The 16857-nt window shown below is 41.7% G+C and carries 19 protein-coding genes and 1 pseudogene; 12 read left to right on the forward strand and 8 right to left on the reverse strand.

What is annotated here, in order from left to right:
• The first annotated feature begins 85 nt into the window (after window positions 1–85).
• The 9 genes and pseudogenes from V7K49_RS11965 to V7K49_RS12005 all read left to right on the forward strand — a co-directional run bounded on the left by V7K49_RS11965 (window position 86) and on the right by V7K49_RS12005 (window position 6179).
• Window positions 86–730: a restriction endonuclease subunit R gene (locus tag V7K49_RS11965; RefSeq protein WP_335205673.1), complete on the forward strand. Its 645-nt coding sequence runs from the start codon at window positions 86–88 to the stop codon at window positions 728–730.
• Between the two features lie 29 nt (window positions 731–759).
• Window positions 760–1489 (forward strand): annotated as a pseudogene (locus tag V7K49_RS11970) (Uma2 family endonuclease).
• A gap of 92 nt (window positions 1490–1581) precedes the next feature.
• Window positions 1582–2271 (forward strand): hypothetical protein, encoded by a 690-nt coding sequence (locus tag V7K49_RS11975; RefSeq protein ID WP_334723448.1) that lies wholly within the window; start codon window positions 1582–1584, stop codon window positions 2269–2271.
• A gap of 64 nt (window positions 2272–2335) precedes the next feature.
• The gene (locus tag V7K49_RS11980) at window positions 2336–2779 is read left to right on the forward strand and encodes a hypothetical protein (protein WP_335205674.1); all 444 of its coding nucleotides are present in this window, start codon (window positions 2336–2338) and stop codon (window positions 2777–2779) included.
• Window positions 2780–3064: 285 nt separating this feature from the next.
• Entirely contained in the window at window positions 3065–3412 is a 348-nt protein-coding gene (locus V7K49_RS11985) for a hypothetical protein (protein ID WP_335205675.1), read from the forward strand.
• A 31-nt stretch (window positions 3413–3443) separates the two neighbouring features.
• Window positions 3444–3818, forward strand: coding sequence for a hypothetical protein (locus tag V7K49_RS11990; RefSeq protein ID WP_335205676.1), 375 nt, complete (start codon window positions 3444–3446; stop codon window positions 3816–3818).
• Window positions 3819–3882: 64 nt separating this feature from the next.
• Window positions 3883–4113, forward strand: coding sequence for a hypothetical protein (locus V7K49_RS11995; protein ID WP_335205677.1), 231 nt, complete (start codon window positions 3883–3885; stop codon window positions 4111–4113).
• A complete protein-coding gene (locus tag V7K49_RS12000) occupies window positions 4091–4756 on the forward strand; it encodes an OmpA/MotB family protein (protein WP_335205678.1) in 666 nt (221 codons plus the stop codon). The genes V7K49_RS11995 and V7K49_RS12000 overlap by 23 nt, the downstream gene beginning before the upstream one ends.
• A gap of 13 nt (window positions 4757–4769) precedes the next feature.
• Complete coding sequence (locus V7K49_RS12005; protein WP_335205679.1) at window positions 4770–6179, forward strand: EH signature domain-containing protein; 1410 nt, start codon at window positions 4770–4772, stop codon at window positions 6177–6179.
• Between the two features lie 163 nt (window positions 6180–6342).
• Here the strand turns inward: V7K49_RS12005 and V7K49_RS12010 are convergent, their stop codons facing one another.
• From V7K49_RS12010 to V7K49_RS12020, 3 genes are all read right to left on the reverse strand, one after another.
• Window positions 6343–6696: a DUF5615 family PIN-like protein gene (locus V7K49_RS12010; RefSeq protein WP_334867590.1), complete on the reverse strand. Its 354-nt coding sequence runs from the start codon at window positions 6694–6696 to the stop codon at window positions 6343–6345.
• Complete coding sequence (locus V7K49_RS12015; RefSeq protein WP_334867588.1) at window positions 6693–6929, reverse strand: DUF433 domain-containing protein; 237 nt, start codon at window positions 6927–6929, stop codon at window positions 6693–6695. The genes V7K49_RS12010 and V7K49_RS12015 overlap by 4 nt, the downstream gene beginning before the upstream one ends.
• 78 nt (window positions 6930–7007) lie before the next feature.
• A complete protein-coding gene (locus tag V7K49_RS12020) occupies window positions 7008–7277 on the reverse strand; it encodes a type II toxin-antitoxin system ParD family antitoxin (RefSeq protein WP_334867586.1) in 270 nt (89 codons plus the stop codon).
• A gap of 273 nt (window positions 7278–7550) precedes the next feature.
• Between V7K49_RS12020 and V7K49_RS12025 the strand changes: the two genes are divergently transcribed.
• Entirely contained in the window at window positions 7551–8273 is a 723-nt protein-coding gene (locus V7K49_RS12025) for a TerC family protein (RefSeq protein ID WP_335205680.1), read from the forward strand.
• A gap of 228 nt (window positions 8274–8501) precedes the next feature.
• Here V7K49_RS12025 and ndk read toward each other — a convergent pair whose 3' ends face one another.
• The gene (ndk, locus tag V7K49_RS12030; RefSeq protein WP_334867582.1) at window positions 8502–8951 is read right to left on the reverse strand and encodes a nucleoside-diphosphate kinase; all 450 of its coding nucleotides are present in this window, start codon (window positions 8949–8951) and stop codon (window positions 8502–8504) included.
• A 190-nt stretch (window positions 8952–9141) separates the two neighbouring features.
• Here ndk and speA point away from each other — a divergent pair, with 190 nt between their 5' ends.
• The gene (speA, locus tag V7K49_RS12035; RefSeq protein ID WP_334867580.1) at window positions 9142–11160 is read left to right on the forward strand and encodes a biosynthetic arginine decarboxylase; all 2019 of its coding nucleotides are present in this window, start codon (window positions 9142–9144) and stop codon (window positions 11158–11160) included.
• Window positions 11161–11519: 359 nt separating this feature from the next.
• Here the strand turns inward: speA and V7K49_RS12040 are convergent, their stop codons facing one another.
• The 3 genes from V7K49_RS12040 to V7K49_RS12050 form a co-directional block, all read right to left on the reverse strand.
• Window positions 11520–12689: an NDP-sugar synthase gene (locus tag V7K49_RS12040; protein WP_334867578.1), complete on the reverse strand. Its 1170-nt coding sequence runs from the start codon at window positions 12687–12689 to the stop codon at window positions 11520–11522.
• Between the two features lie 231 nt (window positions 12690–12920).
• Complete coding sequence (locus V7K49_RS12045; RefSeq protein ID WP_334867576.1) at window positions 12921–13751, reverse strand: ScpA family protein; 831 nt, start codon at window positions 13749–13751, stop codon at window positions 12921–12923.
• A 498-nt stretch (window positions 13752–14249) separates the two neighbouring features.
• Entirely contained in the window at window positions 14250–15335 is a 1086-nt protein-coding gene (locus V7K49_RS12050) for an AI-2E family transporter (protein WP_334867574.1), read from the reverse strand.
• Window positions 15336–15447: 112 nt separating this feature from the next.
• Here V7K49_RS12050 and pdxH point away from each other — a divergent pair, with 112 nt between their 5' ends.
• The gene (pdxH, locus tag V7K49_RS12055) at window positions 15448–16092 is read left to right on the forward strand and encodes a pyridoxamine 5'-phosphate oxidase (protein WP_335205681.1); all 645 of its coding nucleotides are present in this window, start codon (window positions 15448–15450) and stop codon (window positions 16090–16092) included.
• A 68-nt stretch (window positions 16093–16160) separates the two neighbouring features.
• Here pdxH and V7K49_RS12060 read toward each other — a convergent pair whose 3' ends face one another.
• Window positions 16161–16781, reverse strand: a complete 621-nt coding sequence (locus V7K49_RS12060) for an FMN-dependent NADH-azoreductase (RefSeq protein ID WP_334867570.1) — start codon at window positions 16779–16781, stop codon at window positions 16161–16163.
• Between the last annotated feature and the right edge of the window lie 76 nt (window positions 16782–16857).

Genomic DNA, 16857 nt, shown 5'->3' on the forward strand with positions numbered 1-16857 from the left:
TATTGGATTTAAATATCAAGATGTTACCGTCTCTACTAAGAATGTTGCAAAATGTAAATAGTCTTCACAAACAACGCCTGAAACTATGACACTCATCGTCGAAGCTAGCAGCCTATCTCTCAACGATGTTCATCGCTTTCTTAAACTAGAAAAGCTTTCAAATGCTTCATTTACAGACTTCTTAAGTCTAGAACCACTCTCTGAGTTTGAACAGCAGGATTTATTGCGAATCAGAAGCGACTTTGAGCGTTACTTAAATGCAGGTAAAATTTCCGAGGGTTTGGTAAAATTATTAACAATTGCACCCTTGATGCGGTTAGCTGGCTTTTACGATGTGCCGATTCGGTTGACAATGGAAGATAGCATTGCGATCGCAGTCGAAGATGAAGACAGAAGAATTACCGGACGGATGGATATCTTAGCAATCAACAGTCCTCAAAGTAATATTGCGCCGCTTTTTTGGGTTCTAATAATTGAAACGAAAAACAGTGCGATCGAAGTGAGTGAGGGTTTACCTCAATTACTCACTTATGCTTTTAAAAGTTTAAATCAACAACCATCTGTTTGGGGACTGGTAACTAACGGATTGCGTTATCAATTTGTTTATTTAAGATGTGACCAGCAACCAACCTATCAGTTAATGCCATTATTAAATTTGAATGAATCTCCAGGTGCAACTGAGTTATTACAAGTTTTTAAAAGCGTCTGCAAGTTACCAAATTTTCAGTAAAATGAATGGAAATCGCGGGGCGATCGCTGATGTCTGAACCTGCTACCTTAAAATTCATATTTAATGGTATTTCAGAGGACGAAGTTGTATTTCCTCATGGTGATATACTTAGTGACGAACTACCCTTAGAAAGTGACCTGCACCGTGACAAAATCGATTTGCTGATTCGCATACTCAAATTGTGGTGGCGAGAAAGGCAAGATTTCTATGCTTCTGGCAATTTGACGATTTACTACAGTCCTAATCAGAAAAAATCATAACATTTCCGTGATCCAGACTTTTTTATAGTTTTGCGAACTCAGAAAAAAGACCGTATGAAGTTGGGTAGTTTGGCAAGAAGACGGCAAATATCCAAACTTAATTGGGGAAATTTTGTCAAATTCAACGGCAGCAGTTGATAAAAGCTTAACAAAACAAGTTTACCAGGATACCTTCCGTACACCAGATTATTTCTGGTTTGACTCTGTAACAATGGAGTTTCAGGGATTTCATCTAGTTGATGGTAAGTATCAAGAAATTCAACCCACCACTGATGGACGTTTGTGGAGCTAGCAGTTAGAACTTTACTTGGGAGTTTATGAAGGTAAATTAAGATTATTCACTACTGAAAATCAATTAATATTATCATCTGAAGAACTAGCTGAACAAGAAAGTTTACGTGCCCAATGGGCAGAAGAACGTGCCCAACAAGCAGAGCAAGAAATTGTTCGATTGCGGGAGGTTTTACTTACACAGGGCATTGAACCAAAGAATATTTAATGACATCAGGAAATTAACTAAAGACATTTTCAAGTTAAAATCTAGTTATAAGTGTGTGAAAAAAGCATTATCTTCTGAAAGTAGGGCATCGTTTGCAAGCAAAAGAGATTAAGGATAAGCTAAAGTCCCTTACCCTGCAAGCCTCCTCGATAGATCCTGATTTAGCGAGAAGATTAGACGAAATCAATCGTTGGGTAAAGAATATCAAGCCAGGTTCCCTGACTGCAAAACCTTTTGTGATTGCATTTCTCTTAGAGGTGATTACGGATTCTACAATTTGGCTGATAGTGAAATCCTTACCTTCGGAAGAAGAACAAAAAGCAAAGTTCGATCAAATGACACCGATTGAAAGATATTGGTATAGTTATCTTTTTCCTAGATGGATTAATGCAAGTGACTCCAAATTTTATATTTGGAAACAAAAATTGATGGGAGGCGAATTTAATCAGGTTGATGATGATATAATTAAATCAATAGCCCAAGATATTGTTCAGCGTGAAGGTAGTTTTTGGCAGCGTTATATTGCCGACCTTTCAATGGCAACAGATTTAATTGTTAGTCGTAACAATCAACCACTGTGCATTCAAGTTACCAGTGTCTCTGAAGAACTTAATTACCAAAAGTACCAAGCTTGGCAAAATACACTGCGATCGTGGGAAATAGAGAGAGGACTGTTCTTAAGTTACAATCCCAAGGATGCTAATTTTGTTAACCAGTTAGTCAACGTGGCACTGTATAACAGTGATTATCTTTCTGGTGGCAAATATTTAAAATTTTCGTGAACTTCCATTTGATGTTCCAGATTTATATTCCAGCATACATACCTACCTGCTAATTACAGCTTTTATGGTTAATAAAAGAGAAACTCACAGCTGCAACAATCAAGTAGATGCATTTGCTGAAGCTTTAGCAACAGCGCGACAAATGCAGCAAAACTGGCTAACTTACGGGGTTAATTTTGTAAATTTTTACGTTGAAGATGTAGATGGAGACTGGCTAGAAACCTGGGGACATGATGAAATATTAGGTAATTCTCGATTAGATGCTATTAAAGAATTTTTGGTAAGTGATGAGAGTGTAGCTGTTAAGGTAAGACAGCATTTAGGAGAGCGATCGCTATTTGATTTCGCAGTAAACTTAGAAGAATCTTGGAGAATTTTTGAAACCAATGACAGGTTATCTGCTGTGAAAAGGTTGTTAGCTGGTGAAGGGAATAGTGTTGATGCAGATGATATTAGGTTAGTGGATTTAGCAAATAATCTGCTGGTAAAATTGGCAGAGATTTTGTGACATTTCTAGTTGCGTAGTGGGAGATTAAATTGCCCTTCAACTATAATCTACTGGTTTAGAAACAAAGCCTGCTTACGCAGGCTTTGTTTTCTTCTTTACAGGCATAAACAGTAAAATATGGAATGTGCCAATACATTTAGTGATACTGCCAACTTTTCAACGCCCAAAGAGTAGTTTTTCATCAAAAACTACTTTTCTCAATATAGCTTTACCAAGAAAAGTTAAATAAGTTTCAGTTTTGGGAACTATAGACCTATTGAAGCTCAGGCAAGTAGGTCAAAAGCATTGATTAGTGAAACTGCGAAACTATTGTATCCCTCAGTGGAAAAATTGGTTAACGAAATAGTGGCGGTTAACCACGCTTGGAAAGTCGCTCGTGAATTATTTGGACAAGATTCACCCCTATCTATTTCTTCACGGGATTTAAAAACCTGTTTGCAGGTGCGTTTGTTGCGAAGCTATGCACCAGAACAGGTTTATTTAATTGAGGATAAAGAATCAGAAGGTGAACCACTTTACAGCTTACGTCTCCGAAAACCTATAGGAGACCGCCTGGATGCAGAACATCTGCCAATGCGGGTAGCTCAAGAGGTTCTTGCGGATAAAGAATTACAGCAATTTAAAAAGATATAACCAAGATAAACAAGAGGGGTGCAGCGTCGAAATGGCAAAAGTTTGGAACATTATTTGGCATAACGAACCTTTTCATTGGGCAATTGCTTTTGTGTTAATAGTCGCAACTATCATCGAGTTTTACACATTATGGCAGTATTGGCGCTCAGAGTGTGGCACAACTGAAGCCGCAATTAAATTTTTGATGAAAAAGGGTAAAAATGTAAAGCTTTTAGACAAAGTTTCCTCCTGGTTAAGAGACCATTTAGGAACCGATGATCTAAGCAGAATTAATCAACAAGCGCAAAAGAATGGCAAGTTCGTACTTATAAATTATCCATCTATTTTAGCCCGTCCAATACCTCGAAGTTCCCTGCGTTTTGTGACAACCTTGTGTACTGCTATTGGCCTTTTAGGAACCTTTTAACGATGCACACCGACTAATTCAACTAGAAAATCTTGCTCGTGGTATTGGTCAGGAAGTCCAAAGAGTGGACAATTCATACAGGGATTTGAATCAAAAATTTGACCATAGCCTTCAGTCTTGGCAGGGTCATCTTGAAGTTTCTATGCAAAGGAGTGTTGATTCACAGTTAAGCTTTTTCCAAGAAGCAGATACTTCTATGTCTAGGGTTTGCGGACGTTTACTACAGACAGCAGAAGTGCTGCGTGCTGCACTTGATAACCACCAATTTAGTAATGGTGGAATCAATCATGGATGATTTTATCAAAGGTGAAATTAATGCAGAGATTATAGAGGATGATGACTCTAGTCTCTATCTGTCTATTGCCGATCTGATGTCTAGTTTACTAATGTTTTTTGCTTTACTATTTATCACTGTACTACTCCAGCTTGCACAAAAGGATGTACCAAAACGGGTAGTAATTGGTAATGTCGTCGGACAAATGAAAAGCAACAATATCAATGTCAAAGTTAACCCAGAAACTGGGGATGTAAGTATCCAAGAATCAATTCTTTTTGCCAAGGGAAGTACCGAGCTTAAACCAGACGGTAAAGCCTTTCTACACCGCTTTATTCCCGTTTACAGTGGGGTTATTTTCTCAAAACCAGAATTTGAGCAGGAAATTAGTCGCGTAGTTATAGAAGGTCACACTAGCTCAGATGGAGACGATAAAACTAATCTACAACTAAGCTTGTTGCGATCAGCATCAGTTTATAAATATATTTTTTATGACATGAATTTCCCTACCAAGGCACCTTTGAGCCAGAAAATATTAGCTGCTGGTCGTGGAGAAATTGAATCTGACAAGAAACGTGACAATCCAGGCGATCGCAAGGTAGTTTTCCGTTTTCAGTTTCGCAGTGATGAGTCAAAAAAAGATATCGCTAAAACATCTCTTTAAAGGAGAAACAATCTTGAATTTTCAGTTTTCCATTCCTTCCCTACCTGAAACTCCCCAGTGTAGTCCTAATCAACTTATTCAGCTTGCAAGTAACTTACCAGATGTAACAATATCAATACCAAGTGTTGATAAAGTATTGGAAGCTATTGAACAGGGTAAGGCTGATCAAGTAAGTAAGTTAGACTGGATTTACTGCATCCATGCTAAAGCACAGTGGGATCAGCAAAATATTGACCGATCCGGGAAAACATCAGCAGCTATTTGGAACGTAGCAATTTCTAATTTATGGTTGCAACATCACTTATTGTGGCGTTTAGCTCTTTATTATGGTGATCGGCAAGAACAGATGTTAGCACAGTCTATAGCTGAATCTTTTGATATTTTTACTAATTCTGACTTAGTTAGTCACCTACTACCAGTTAAAATTATTCGAGCGCTTCGCAGTACACAAGTCGGTAGAGAATTGGCAAAAATTGCTTGCGAAAAGCGTGTTAATCGAACTGGATTGCTAAACAACATCCGAGACATTTTACCTGCTTATCTTCCATTATTTAGCCAATTCATAGAAGATATAACCCCGTATTTTACTACAATTACTTCTCCAAATCATCAGCAGGTACAATGGCTATTACTATGTTTGGATGAAATGTTAGATAGTCAGCAAATAAAAGCTGTGAATTATTTACTCACTAAGGTTTCCAATAATATAGCAACCAACCATTCTTTACTGGTTGATTGGTTGCGAAATAACTATAGAAATGGGAATAATTGGTATAAAATTTCAGATCCAGCAAGGCAAAAACTTCGAGAGTGGATTGGAGGTATCAATTATGGTGACTTCCAAAACTTAGTAAATCTAATATTGAACAAGCTCGATTTACAAGACTTTGAGTCAAATCAGCTACGTAGACGCAGAGACTTTTGGGCTAATTACAGTAACCGCTTTGAACGGCTTCGCATCTTGTTACCTAAAACATCACAAATTGCCATCGGGTATCAAATCCAAGGTGATGTTGATCTGTTAGAGGATGATGGTAGCGACCCGACAGAGGTCTGTATATTCGATTTTGGTGAGTGGTTTGTAGTTGAATTCTTTCGTGGAGGCGGTAGTGAGACGCGCCTGTTTCCGAAAAATTCCAGAAATGAGCAAATCCTTTTTGGTGAATCTACACTTTCAGTCAAACGGATTCGCTGTCTGGGTGGCGATAGACACGATCATGTTTATCTTTGGCAGGAATTTTCCCCCACTTGGCTTAAAAATCATGGAATTCTGCCTAATCCAAATACCCAGCCTTCCAGAAACTCGACAGCAGATAAATTGCAACAGCGAGAACACAGGCTTGAGTCGTGGCAAAGAGAGATTAAACGTCTAGAACGGGAAGCTAAAGCCTACTGTAACAAAATTTGTTTTTTAATAGACTGAAAATTATTACCTTGAATCATCATCTAAAAATAGCGCTTCTAAATCGCGGTAGCCACTCACTACTCGCACAATTTCCATCCCCTCTGCAATTGGGCGATAAAATATTAAATAATCATCTTTATGGTTCGTAGTTTACACAAATTAAATAGGATTATTACGGTTGCTACTGATGTACAATAATAGTATCTCGACTTATTTCAATATAGGAATGCTGCTTAAACAATTCAACTATAGATTGGAAGTTAGCTATAAATAAGGATTCCAATTCTGAGTTCTTAATATTGCCTGTCGTAATTAAAAGTAGTTTATAAGGCTGCTGAACTGTTAAAAAAGAGTTGACAAAATCCACATCTTTAGTAATTACAATTCTATTTTGTTTAATCGATACAGCATTAATCTCAATATCTGGTGTAGCATTTTCCCCTGGCAAGTCTCTGGTGTGGAGTGTGTCGTAACCTGAAGCTTCCAGAAAACGGGTAAGACGAACTGGCAACTGAGCATCGACAAGAAATTTCATGAGGCAATTCGATGAATGCTTTTGACTTGGCTGAGTCGAGCAGCAAATAACAAGACAGCCAAAATATCTTCAGATTCTAAATCGTCATAATCTTTCAATATTTCTTCAGTACTCATACCAGAACTGAGTAGTTCCAAAATAAACTCAACTGGATAACGAAGTCCTCGAATACAGGGTTTGCCGTGGCAGATATCAGGGTTATGAGTGATGCGTTGTAGAAGTGTGTTATCCATACTATCAGTAATCCAGAAAAGTTACGTTCACCTAATTGAGCTTATAGCGCTTGGAGGGTGATAGAAAATATAAACTCATTATTGTGCCTGAGTCTTTCTCAAAGCTTGGTTCTTTTGACGCAGTTGCTCGATTACTTCTCTACCGTCGAGTCGTTCTTTGTGATCGAGTTGCTCAACCCCAATCATAATTTCCCTTTGCAGTTCCTCAAATCGACCCTTATAAATACCTTCCCGTTCCTCTAACAGCCTAATACCTGCAAGAATCACTTCTTCTGATGAGGTGTACTTCCCGCTTACAACCTGACTTTGAATGAACTCCTCAAGCTCGGTAGTTAAGTAAATATTCATAAACTATTACCATATTTTTGTTCTCATAAGCTAATTCTAGATGGGAACTGACAACAGTCCATTGCGATCGCATTGAGCAAGATGTTAAAAATATTGGTGTATTGACTTATACGCAAATTATCCCACTTGTAGGGCGATCGCACACATATCAACCCCCTTCAAAATCCACCACAACCACGTTAAGCTGAATTAGAGTAGCAATTTATTGCGCTTTTTAACATGCAAATCTCTGTTCTTGTCAAATTTTAATTTTTTCTGCTTGAGAAACCCGGAATGCTAGACCAAATTTTTGATTACCTCAACTTTCATTTCAGCGTTGAAGCCCCAATAGTTCTGCTGATCCTGATATTTTTAGAAGCGGTGTTATCTGCCGACAATGCGATCGCTCTGGCTGCGATCGCTCAAGGGCTGGAAGACAAAGAACTTGAGCGTAAGGCCCTCAACTTTGGTTTAGTCGTTGCCTATGTGCTGCGAATTACCCTGATTCTCACGGCTACTTGGGTACAACAATTCTGGCAATTTGAATTATTGGGTGCTGCTTACCTGCTGTGGTTGGTATTGCAACACTTTACCTCTCAACAAGATGAAGACGAGCAGCATCACGAACCACGTTTTAATTCATTGTTGCAAGCGATACCCGTGATTGCATTTACAGATTTGGCATTTTCTTTGGATAGCGTGACAACTGCGATCGCAGTTTCTCAAGAAAAATGGCTGGTGCTGACGGGTGCAACAGTTGGGATTATTACGCTGCGATTCATGGCGGGATTGTTTATCCGTTGGCTAGACGAATATGAAAACCTAGAAGATGCAGGCTATGTAACTGTAGCGTTGGTAGGCTTGCGCTTGTTGTTGAAAGTGGTGAACGATAGTTTAGTTCCACCAGAATGGATAATGATTCCTGCCATCTTCCTAATTTTAGGCTGGGGATTTTCCAAACGTATTGGCACTGAATTGCCCCAAGTAGAACCGGAAAAGAGCGAAGTCTCGAAGTAAGTGAGGAGTGAGGAGTGAGGAGTGAGGAGTTATTAATTAACGCGATGTACAACTTAATTCTTAAAACCCCGCTTCCATTCCTCTTCCCCACAGGGTGAGAGGCTTTGATTCTTGCTCCCCTTCCCTTGTAGGAAAGGGGTTGGGGGTTAGGTTTGAGTAAAAGTTGCACACAGCGTTAGTTATGAATTTTTAACTCCTAACTCCTCACTTTTAACTCCTAACTCTCAATTACTCGTGCAACCAAGGCGTTAAGTGTGGTTGCCAATTGACTAATTCTTCATCTTTAAACCATAGGGCTATTTCCTGGTGCGCGGTTTCTGGAGCATCAGAACCGTGAATCAAGTTGCGACCAATATTCAGGCCAAAATCACCTCGAATCGTTCCTGGCTCTGCTGTTAAGGGGTTCGTCGCACCAATAATCTTTCTGGCAGATGCAACGACACCATCACCTTCCCATACCATCGCCACCACTGGGCTAGAAGTGATAAATTCAACTAGACCAGTAAAAAAGGGACGTTCCCGGTGAACATCATAGTGTTGTTCAGCCAATTCTCGACTGACTTTCAAGAACTTCAAACCAACTAGGGTAAAACCTTTAGTTTCAAAGCGACGGATAATTTCCCCCACTAATCCCCGCTGTACTCCATCAGGTTTAATTGCTAAGAATGTGCGCTCCATTGTCATCTCCCAAAGCTTAATAAAGTTTTTATCTACTCAATAGTCCTTTGTGCAAGGGTTTTGCACTCGTGACTCCTGACTACTGACCAATCAGAGTTTATCTCAGAATTTATCTTTGGGTGCATATCCGTTCTCAGATGAATGCGCTAAATTGTTAATTCGTGGGTAGAAAAACTGAGGTTAGGAAGAAATGGGTGTTGAGCCAACTGCTACATCTGACGAGGTGGTACAAGTACCGGCCAATGGACATAAATCTGAAGTGAAAAATCATAAACAGAAAAAGCTATTACCACCTATTACTACCACAGGAGATTTACCTCACTCCTGGAAAATTGAGGATAGCGAAGCCTTATACCGGATTGAAGGTTGGGGACAACCCTATTTTTCGATTAACGCTGCTGGACACGTTACTGTTGCACCCAAGGGCGATCGCGGGGGTTCTCTAGACTTGTTTGAATTGGTCAACGCCATGAAGCAGCGCAACTTGGGACTTCCCATGTTGATTCGCTTTTCCGATATTTTGGAAGACCGGATTGAGCGGTTGAACGCTTGTTTTGCCAAAGCGATCGCCCGCTACAATTACCCTGGCGTCTACCGGGGCGTGTTTCCCGTTAAATGCAACCAAGAACGGCATTTAATTGAGGATTTAGTGAAATTTGGCAAGCCTCATCAATTTGGTTTAGAAGCCGGTTCCAAGCCAGAATTAATGATTGCTCTAGCTGTCCTGGATACACCAGGAGCATTGTTAGTTTGCAACGGCTACAAAGACCGAGAATACATCGAAACGGCAATGTTAGCCCAAAGACTAGGGCAAACACCAATCATCGTCCTAGAACAGATTGAAGAGGTTGATTTGGTGATTGATGCCAATCGCCAGTTAGGTATTAAGCCGATTTTGGGGGTTCGTGCTAAACTCAGTACCCAAGGCATGGGACGTTGGGGAGCCTCTAGTGGCGATCGCGCTAAATTTGGTTTGACTATGCCTGAGGTAATCGAGGCTGTTGACAAGTTACGGGAAGCTAACCTGCTCGATTCTTTGCAGTTGATGCACTTCCACATCGGCTCACAAATCTCTGCCATTAATGTGATTAAAGATGCCATCCAAGAAGCCAGCCGCATTTATGTGGAATTGGCGATGCTAGGGGCAGATATGAAATACCTTGATGTTGGTGGCGGCTTGGGTGTAGATTATGATGGCTCCCAAACCAACTTCTATGCATCGAAAAATTACAACATGCAGAACTATGCCAACGACATCGTGGCAGAGTTAAAAGATACCTGTGCTGAACGGCAGATTCCCGTACCAACACTGATTAGCGAAAGTGGACGAGCGCTCGCTTCCCATCAGTCGCTGCTAATTTTTGATGTTCTCAGTACTAGCGATGTCCCCCTCGACGCCCCAGAACCTCCACAAGAGGGAGAATCCCCAATTATTAATTATCTCTGGGAAAGCTTCCAATCCATCAACCAAGAAAATTACCAAGAGTTGTACCATGACGCTGCACAATTCAAAGAAGAAGCCATCAGCCGCTTCAACTTGGGAATTTTACGCCTCAGAGAACGAGCCAAGGCCGAACGCCTCTACTGGGCTTGTTGTCAAAAAATTCTCAACATCACTAGACAGCAAGAATACGTACCCGATGAACTGGAAGACCTAGAGAAAATTATGGCTTCCATCTACTACGTCAACATGTCAGTGTTTCAATCGGCACCAGATTGCTGGGCGATCGATCAGCTATTCCCGATCATGCCAATCCACCGCTTGGATGAAGAACCAACGCGGCGAGGAATTTTAGCAGACCTCACCTGCGACAGTGATGGTAAAATCGACCGTTTTATTGACCTGCGCGATGTCAAGTCAGTTTTAGAATTGCACACCCACAAGCCCGGAGAACCCTATTATTTGGGGATGTTCTTGAATGGAGCTTACCAAGAAATCATGGGCAATTTGCACAACCTATTTGGCGATACTAACGCCGTTCACATTCAATTGACGCCCAAAGGCTACCAAATTGAACACGTTGTCAAAGGTGACACCATGAGCGAAGTGGTGAGCTACGTCCAATATGACTCCGAAGATATGGTGGAAAAGATTCGCCAGCGTTGCGAGCAAGCATTAGAAGAAAAGCGCATCACCCTAGCAGAATCTCAGCGACTGCTGCAAACCTACGAGCAGAGTCTCAGAAGATATACGTATTTAAATAGTTAGGAGTTAGGAGTGAGGAGAGACGCGATTAATCGCGTCTGTACAGGAGTCAGGAGTTAAGAGTAACCCTGTCAATATGACATGATCTCGTTCCCATGCTCTGCATGGGAATGCTTATAAGCGAGGCTCTGCCTATAGTCCAAGGAGGCAGAGCCTCCCCAAATCCATTCCTATGCAGAGCAATAGGAACGAGAGGTTAATAGTTTTTGGGCGGTCAAAAAAAATACATATGGGACTTGCAAAACCAAATTGAACTTCATAACAAAGGTTTCAGCATACTTGCAACCACCAAAACCCGGGCTAGAGTTAGGAATAAAGGTTATAACTTATAATTCCTAACTCCTAACTCCTAACTCATAACTTTAATTTGCGTTTGTCCCCAATAATTCCTCTATCGCTTGTCGTTCAACAGGGGTATGTGATGGCACCGTCTGACGGGCATCGGTAATCAGCCAGTCTAAAGCAGCCGCTTGAACATCGATCGCAGCGCCAGTTTTATCCACGCAATAACGTCCAAACACCAGCTTATCGACTAACCGGACTCCTGGCCCCAGGCGCGACCATTCAAAAATCACGCTGTTTTCAACTGTTGCGCCACTACATATCCAACAATTGGGGCCAATCATCGCTGGGCCGACAATTTTAGCTCCGTCTTCTATTCTGGTCATACCGCCAATGTAAACTGGACCTGTGATATCCACTTTGTCCCAATTTACGGCAACATTTAAGCCAGTATAGATGCCAGGGGCGACTTCATGACCAGGAATTTGCACATTTTTGATTTCACCCAGCAGTACACCGCGAATCGCCCGCCAATAGTCTGGTACTTTACCAATATCTACCCATTCAAAGTCCATAGGAATGGCGTAGAAAGGAGCTTTGATTTCTACCAATTTGGGAAACAATTGGCTACCAATGTCATATTCGACACCAGAGGGAATATAATTAAACACCTCTGGTTCAAAGATGTAAATACCTGTGTTGATGTTGGTGCTAAGGGCTTCTTCAGTTGAAGGTTTTTCTTGGAAAGCTTTGACACGACCCTCTTCGTCAGTCACAACCACACCGTAGCTAGAAACTTCTTCCTTGGGGACAGATTTCGTAATAATAGTAGCGATCGCCCCTTTAGCTTTATGCCATTTAACCGCCGCACTTAAATCCAAGTCAATCAAAGCATCACCGCACAAAACCACAAAGGTATCATCAAAAAAGGGTGAAAAGTCTTGGATGCGGCGCATCCCTCCAGCTGAACCAATTGCTTCTCCCTCCAGTTTCCCGTCGTCATCAATTTTGCCTTCAAAGGAATAGGCAATCTGCACCCCAAATCGTTGACCATCACGAAAATAGTTTTCTATTTCCTCAGCCAAATGACTAACGTTGACCATAATCTGGTCAAATCCATGTCGGCGTAACAGTTCCAGCAAGAACTCCATCACTGGCTTTTGCAGGATGGGAATCATCGGTTTGGGAATTGTATAGGTAATCGGACGCACGCGAGTCCCCTTGCCAGCCGCGAGAATCATCGCTTTCATAAAAATTTATTCCTCAACCACAAGCCAGTTTACTTTTATCGAGTGATACTTAATCATCAGTTTTTATTTTTGCTCTAAGTTATCCCTCAAAACAGGGATAACAGGAATTAGTGGTTATTGCAACCATAGGTATACTTAGATGACAAGCGATCGCTTATCTTTTCAATTTACTCGGATTTTGGGGCTGAATCAAAAATCTGTAAATTATCTGTAGGGCTACTTTTGGCTTTCTTAGTTCATCGGGTGCTCAAAAGGTTTGCAGGAGTTAGCTGAATCTGCAAGTAAGCGAATTTTAATCTCATGGTAAAACTCCTCTTGAAATAGCTCTACTTTCGATTGAGCCGAGAGTAGTAGTAGCGCCCAGAAAACGCTAACTAAATGACTGTGTTTAGACTCATGTCCAGACCCATTTTGATTGAGAAGCTTTGTGTGAGTCCACAACTCTACAAGTTGTTCTAGATTCAACCAATTTTGTTCTAAATTTAGCTCCCTTGCCGATAAATTCAATACCTGCTCAAGTTCCCTAGCTACTTCCGTCAGATTTTCCTGGTGAGCTAACTCCAGCGCCTCCCGCATACTTTGGACGCTAGGCTGACGTCTCAGACGGATAGGTTTACTGACTTTTTCTACTAGTTTTAGCTGGTTCGCCATAATCTGCAATTGCTCGATTAACTCTTGCAGAGTCACTCGACGTTTTGGTGGCGGCATTGCCGCTGGACGACGACGCAATTGCCGTTCTAATGGTAGACGATGACCCGGATGTGATATTCCGTCTTCATCTTCCAGTAGGGCATCATCTACTACACTATCCTGGACATCTCCTACTGTTGACAATTGCATCAATGTATTAGCTTTGAATAATACCAGCATTGATGCTGACAAAAAGGCCTGTCCAGATTGAGACAAGTCCGCTTCATAACCTCTTCCTATTGCCTCCGGTGCCATCAGTTCTAAGTAACGGTCAATCACCTCAATCACTTGGACATCCCAAGGGTCAATTTCTCCCTGTTCAGCTTGGTAAATCAGGAGTGTGATTGTTTCTAATAGCTCAGAAGCTTCCATCAACAGGTTCTAAGTTAATTAATGAGAATCAAAAGACCGTAAATTCAACAGTAAACTCATTGACTATTGGCAAAGCGTGTACTTTATGAATTCCCTTGCGCTTCTTTTATTCAGGAATTGCCTGCTGGCAGTATCCCCTGAAATTTGCAATCAATCACCATTGTGAATTGTGAGATCAGAATGTGCAACTTTTGACCATACCAATTTTAGATTTTAGATTTTATATTTTAGATTAAAAAATCTTTTGGTTCATACCGGACTAACGTCCCGCTACGCGCTTTCATCCCTTGTGGGTGACCAAAGAGGCAGGGGGCAGGGGAGAAAGATTCTGGAATTCCCCAGCAATCACTGTCTTTTCAAGCGCCTAAATTTATTTATCCTCAAAAGAAAAATATTTATTTCGAGATGCAACACACTCCTAAATAATACGTCCAAGTTTTCAGAGCAACTAAATTTATTTATGGGGTTCTCCCCCTGCCTCTTTGCCCCCCTGCCGTCTTAATCGTGGGGCGAGTCACGAGCAATGATCACAGTTGAGAGAAAGTCACCTGACTTGCCGCTCTTAATCGCATCGAAAGTGCCTTTAATAGTACCAGCAATGGGAACAGCAACAAGCGTCCCCAACAACCCAGCAATCTCAAATCCCATCAAAATAGCCACAAAAATCCAGATCGGATTCAGTCCGATAAAATTGCCTAGTAACCTGGGAGCTAACAAGTTATCTTTGATCTGCTGCATGATAATTGCCGCTATGGCAACTTGAACTGCCAACCACCAATTTTGCAGCAGTACTAAAATTGTCACCAGAGCAATGCCTAGAGACGCCCCGATAAAGGGAATCAGTTCTGAGATACCGATTAATATGGCAAATAACAGGGCAAAGGGTACCTTCATCACTAAGAAAATTGGCGTCAAGGTTAGCATCATGAACAATCCTAGCAACAACTGGCTGAGGAAGAAGTTCTGGAAATTTAGGCGCAAGGATGTGGTAAGAGGATCTGCAATATTAGAGGGCAAAAGATTGATCAGACCATACCAGACGCGATCGCCATATAAAAGCATATAAAATGCAAGCACAATAACTAACACTAAGTCAAGCAATCCTGAGAGGAGTGTTCCAGCAAATCCCACTGCCCCAGAAGCTAGCTGTTGCACCAGATTCTGAATGTTGGCATTGATTTGACTGGTCACAACCCCCAGATCAATTGGCAAACGTCGTTGTTTTGCCAGCATCTCAAACTGCTCCAAGTTTGCTTGACTGGCACCTAACCAATCAGGGATGTTATTTAATAGCTGGATTGTTTGGTTAATCACCAACGGCACTAGGGTGACACCCAGAATCCCAAACAGGGTTAAGGTTGCAAGTAAAACTATGATCACCGCCTGAGTGCGCGTGATCCGAGCCCGTTCAAAGAACTTAACTGGGTAATTTAGTAGAAAAGCCAGAATCGCCGCAATGCTCAAGACGGTAATCGGATGCTGGAAATAGCGAAAAAGCACCGACAGTAGCCAGACATTGAGAGCGATAATTGGACCGCTTAGACCATAAATTAACAGGCGTTGAAGGGAGGCCGAACGGCGCATCTTATGCAACCTATTTTATATATTTTTTGAGAGAATTTATAAAATTCTTGATGGCACTGATCATCATCATAGATATTTTTAACAAAGACTGATCGCAAGGAAACAAATCACAATGGACAAAACCGTAGCCGAGCTTCGCAAGGATTACACCTTGGAAGGTTTAAGCGAACTCGAAGTAGACCTCAATCCTTTTATCCAATTTAAAAAATGGTTCGATCAAGCTCTAGCAGGACAACTTCCTGAACCCAATGCGATGACCATTGCTACCGCCACCCCAGACGGTAAGCCCTCGGCGAGAATGGTGCTGCTCAAGGATTTTGATCAACGGGGTTTTGTCTTATTCACCAACTACAACAGTCACAAAGGACAAGAACTGGCAGAAAATCCCCAGGCGGCTTTAGTCTTTTGGTGGGCAGAACTGGAACGTCAAGTCCGAATTTCGGGGTATGTGGAGAAAGTTTCCGAAACTGAGTCTGACCAGTATTTTGACAGTCGCCCTGCCAACAGTCGCCTGGGTGCGTGGGTATCTAATCAAAGCGAGGCGATAGAAAGCCGAGAAGTTCTGGAGCGACGCTTGCAGGAGTTTAAGAGCAAATATGAAAATCAGGAGATTCCCCGACCGCCTCATTGGGGAGGCTTACGAGTGATCCCCACAGAAATTGAGTTTTGGCAAGGCCGCCCCAGTCGTCTGCACGATCGCTTGCTCTATAGCCGTTTAGATAATGGCACTTGGAATATTGAGCGGTTGTCACCGTGAAGGGATGAGGGGGATGAGGGAGACAATGGAGAATTTACTTCCCCTGCTCCCTTTTCCAGTTATCCTGCTTACCACTGGGCGATCGCATCTTGAATTGCTGCCCGTGCTTCTGATAGAGATTGGGTACGGGCATCATCACTATTGTTCATGCTATGAGCGTTAATAAATTGAATGTCTGTAACCCCAATAAACCCGAAAATCGCCCGCAGGTATGGTTCTTGGAAGTTATAGGCAGCAGCAGGGGATGTTGCACTATAGTCACCGCCGCTAGCTGTAATGATAACTGCCTTTTTACCCTCGACTAATCCTCTAAAACCTTGATCATTTAAAGCAACAGTCCGGTTAATCCGAACGATTTGGTCAATGTAAGCCTTGAAAGTGGAAGGTATATTAAAGTTATACATTGGCACTCCAAAGACGTAGCGATCGGCAGCGAAAAATTCATCTACTAACTCGTCAGAAATCCTAATTGCCTCAGTTAACTCTGGGGTATGGGTTTCTGGTGGTGAAAATGCCGCTGCAATCCAAGCTTCATCAACGTGAGGAACCGGATAATGCCCTAAATCTCGATAGGCGATCGCGTCTTCAGGATGCGCTGCCCTCCAACCACTGACGAATTCCTTAGATAGTTCTCTTGAGTGCGATCGTTCAGCACGGGGGCTGGAATCAATATGTAGAATGTTTACCACCAAATATCTCCTGATTAGCTAGGATTTACTGCTTTGACTTTTTTTGAGTCTAAAGTTCAAAGCATCACATTCTATA

It is taken from the genome of Nostoc sp. (assembly GCF_036919675.1).
GTDB lineage: Bacteria > Cyanobacteriota > Cyanobacteriia > Cyanobacteriales > Nostocaceae > Nostoc.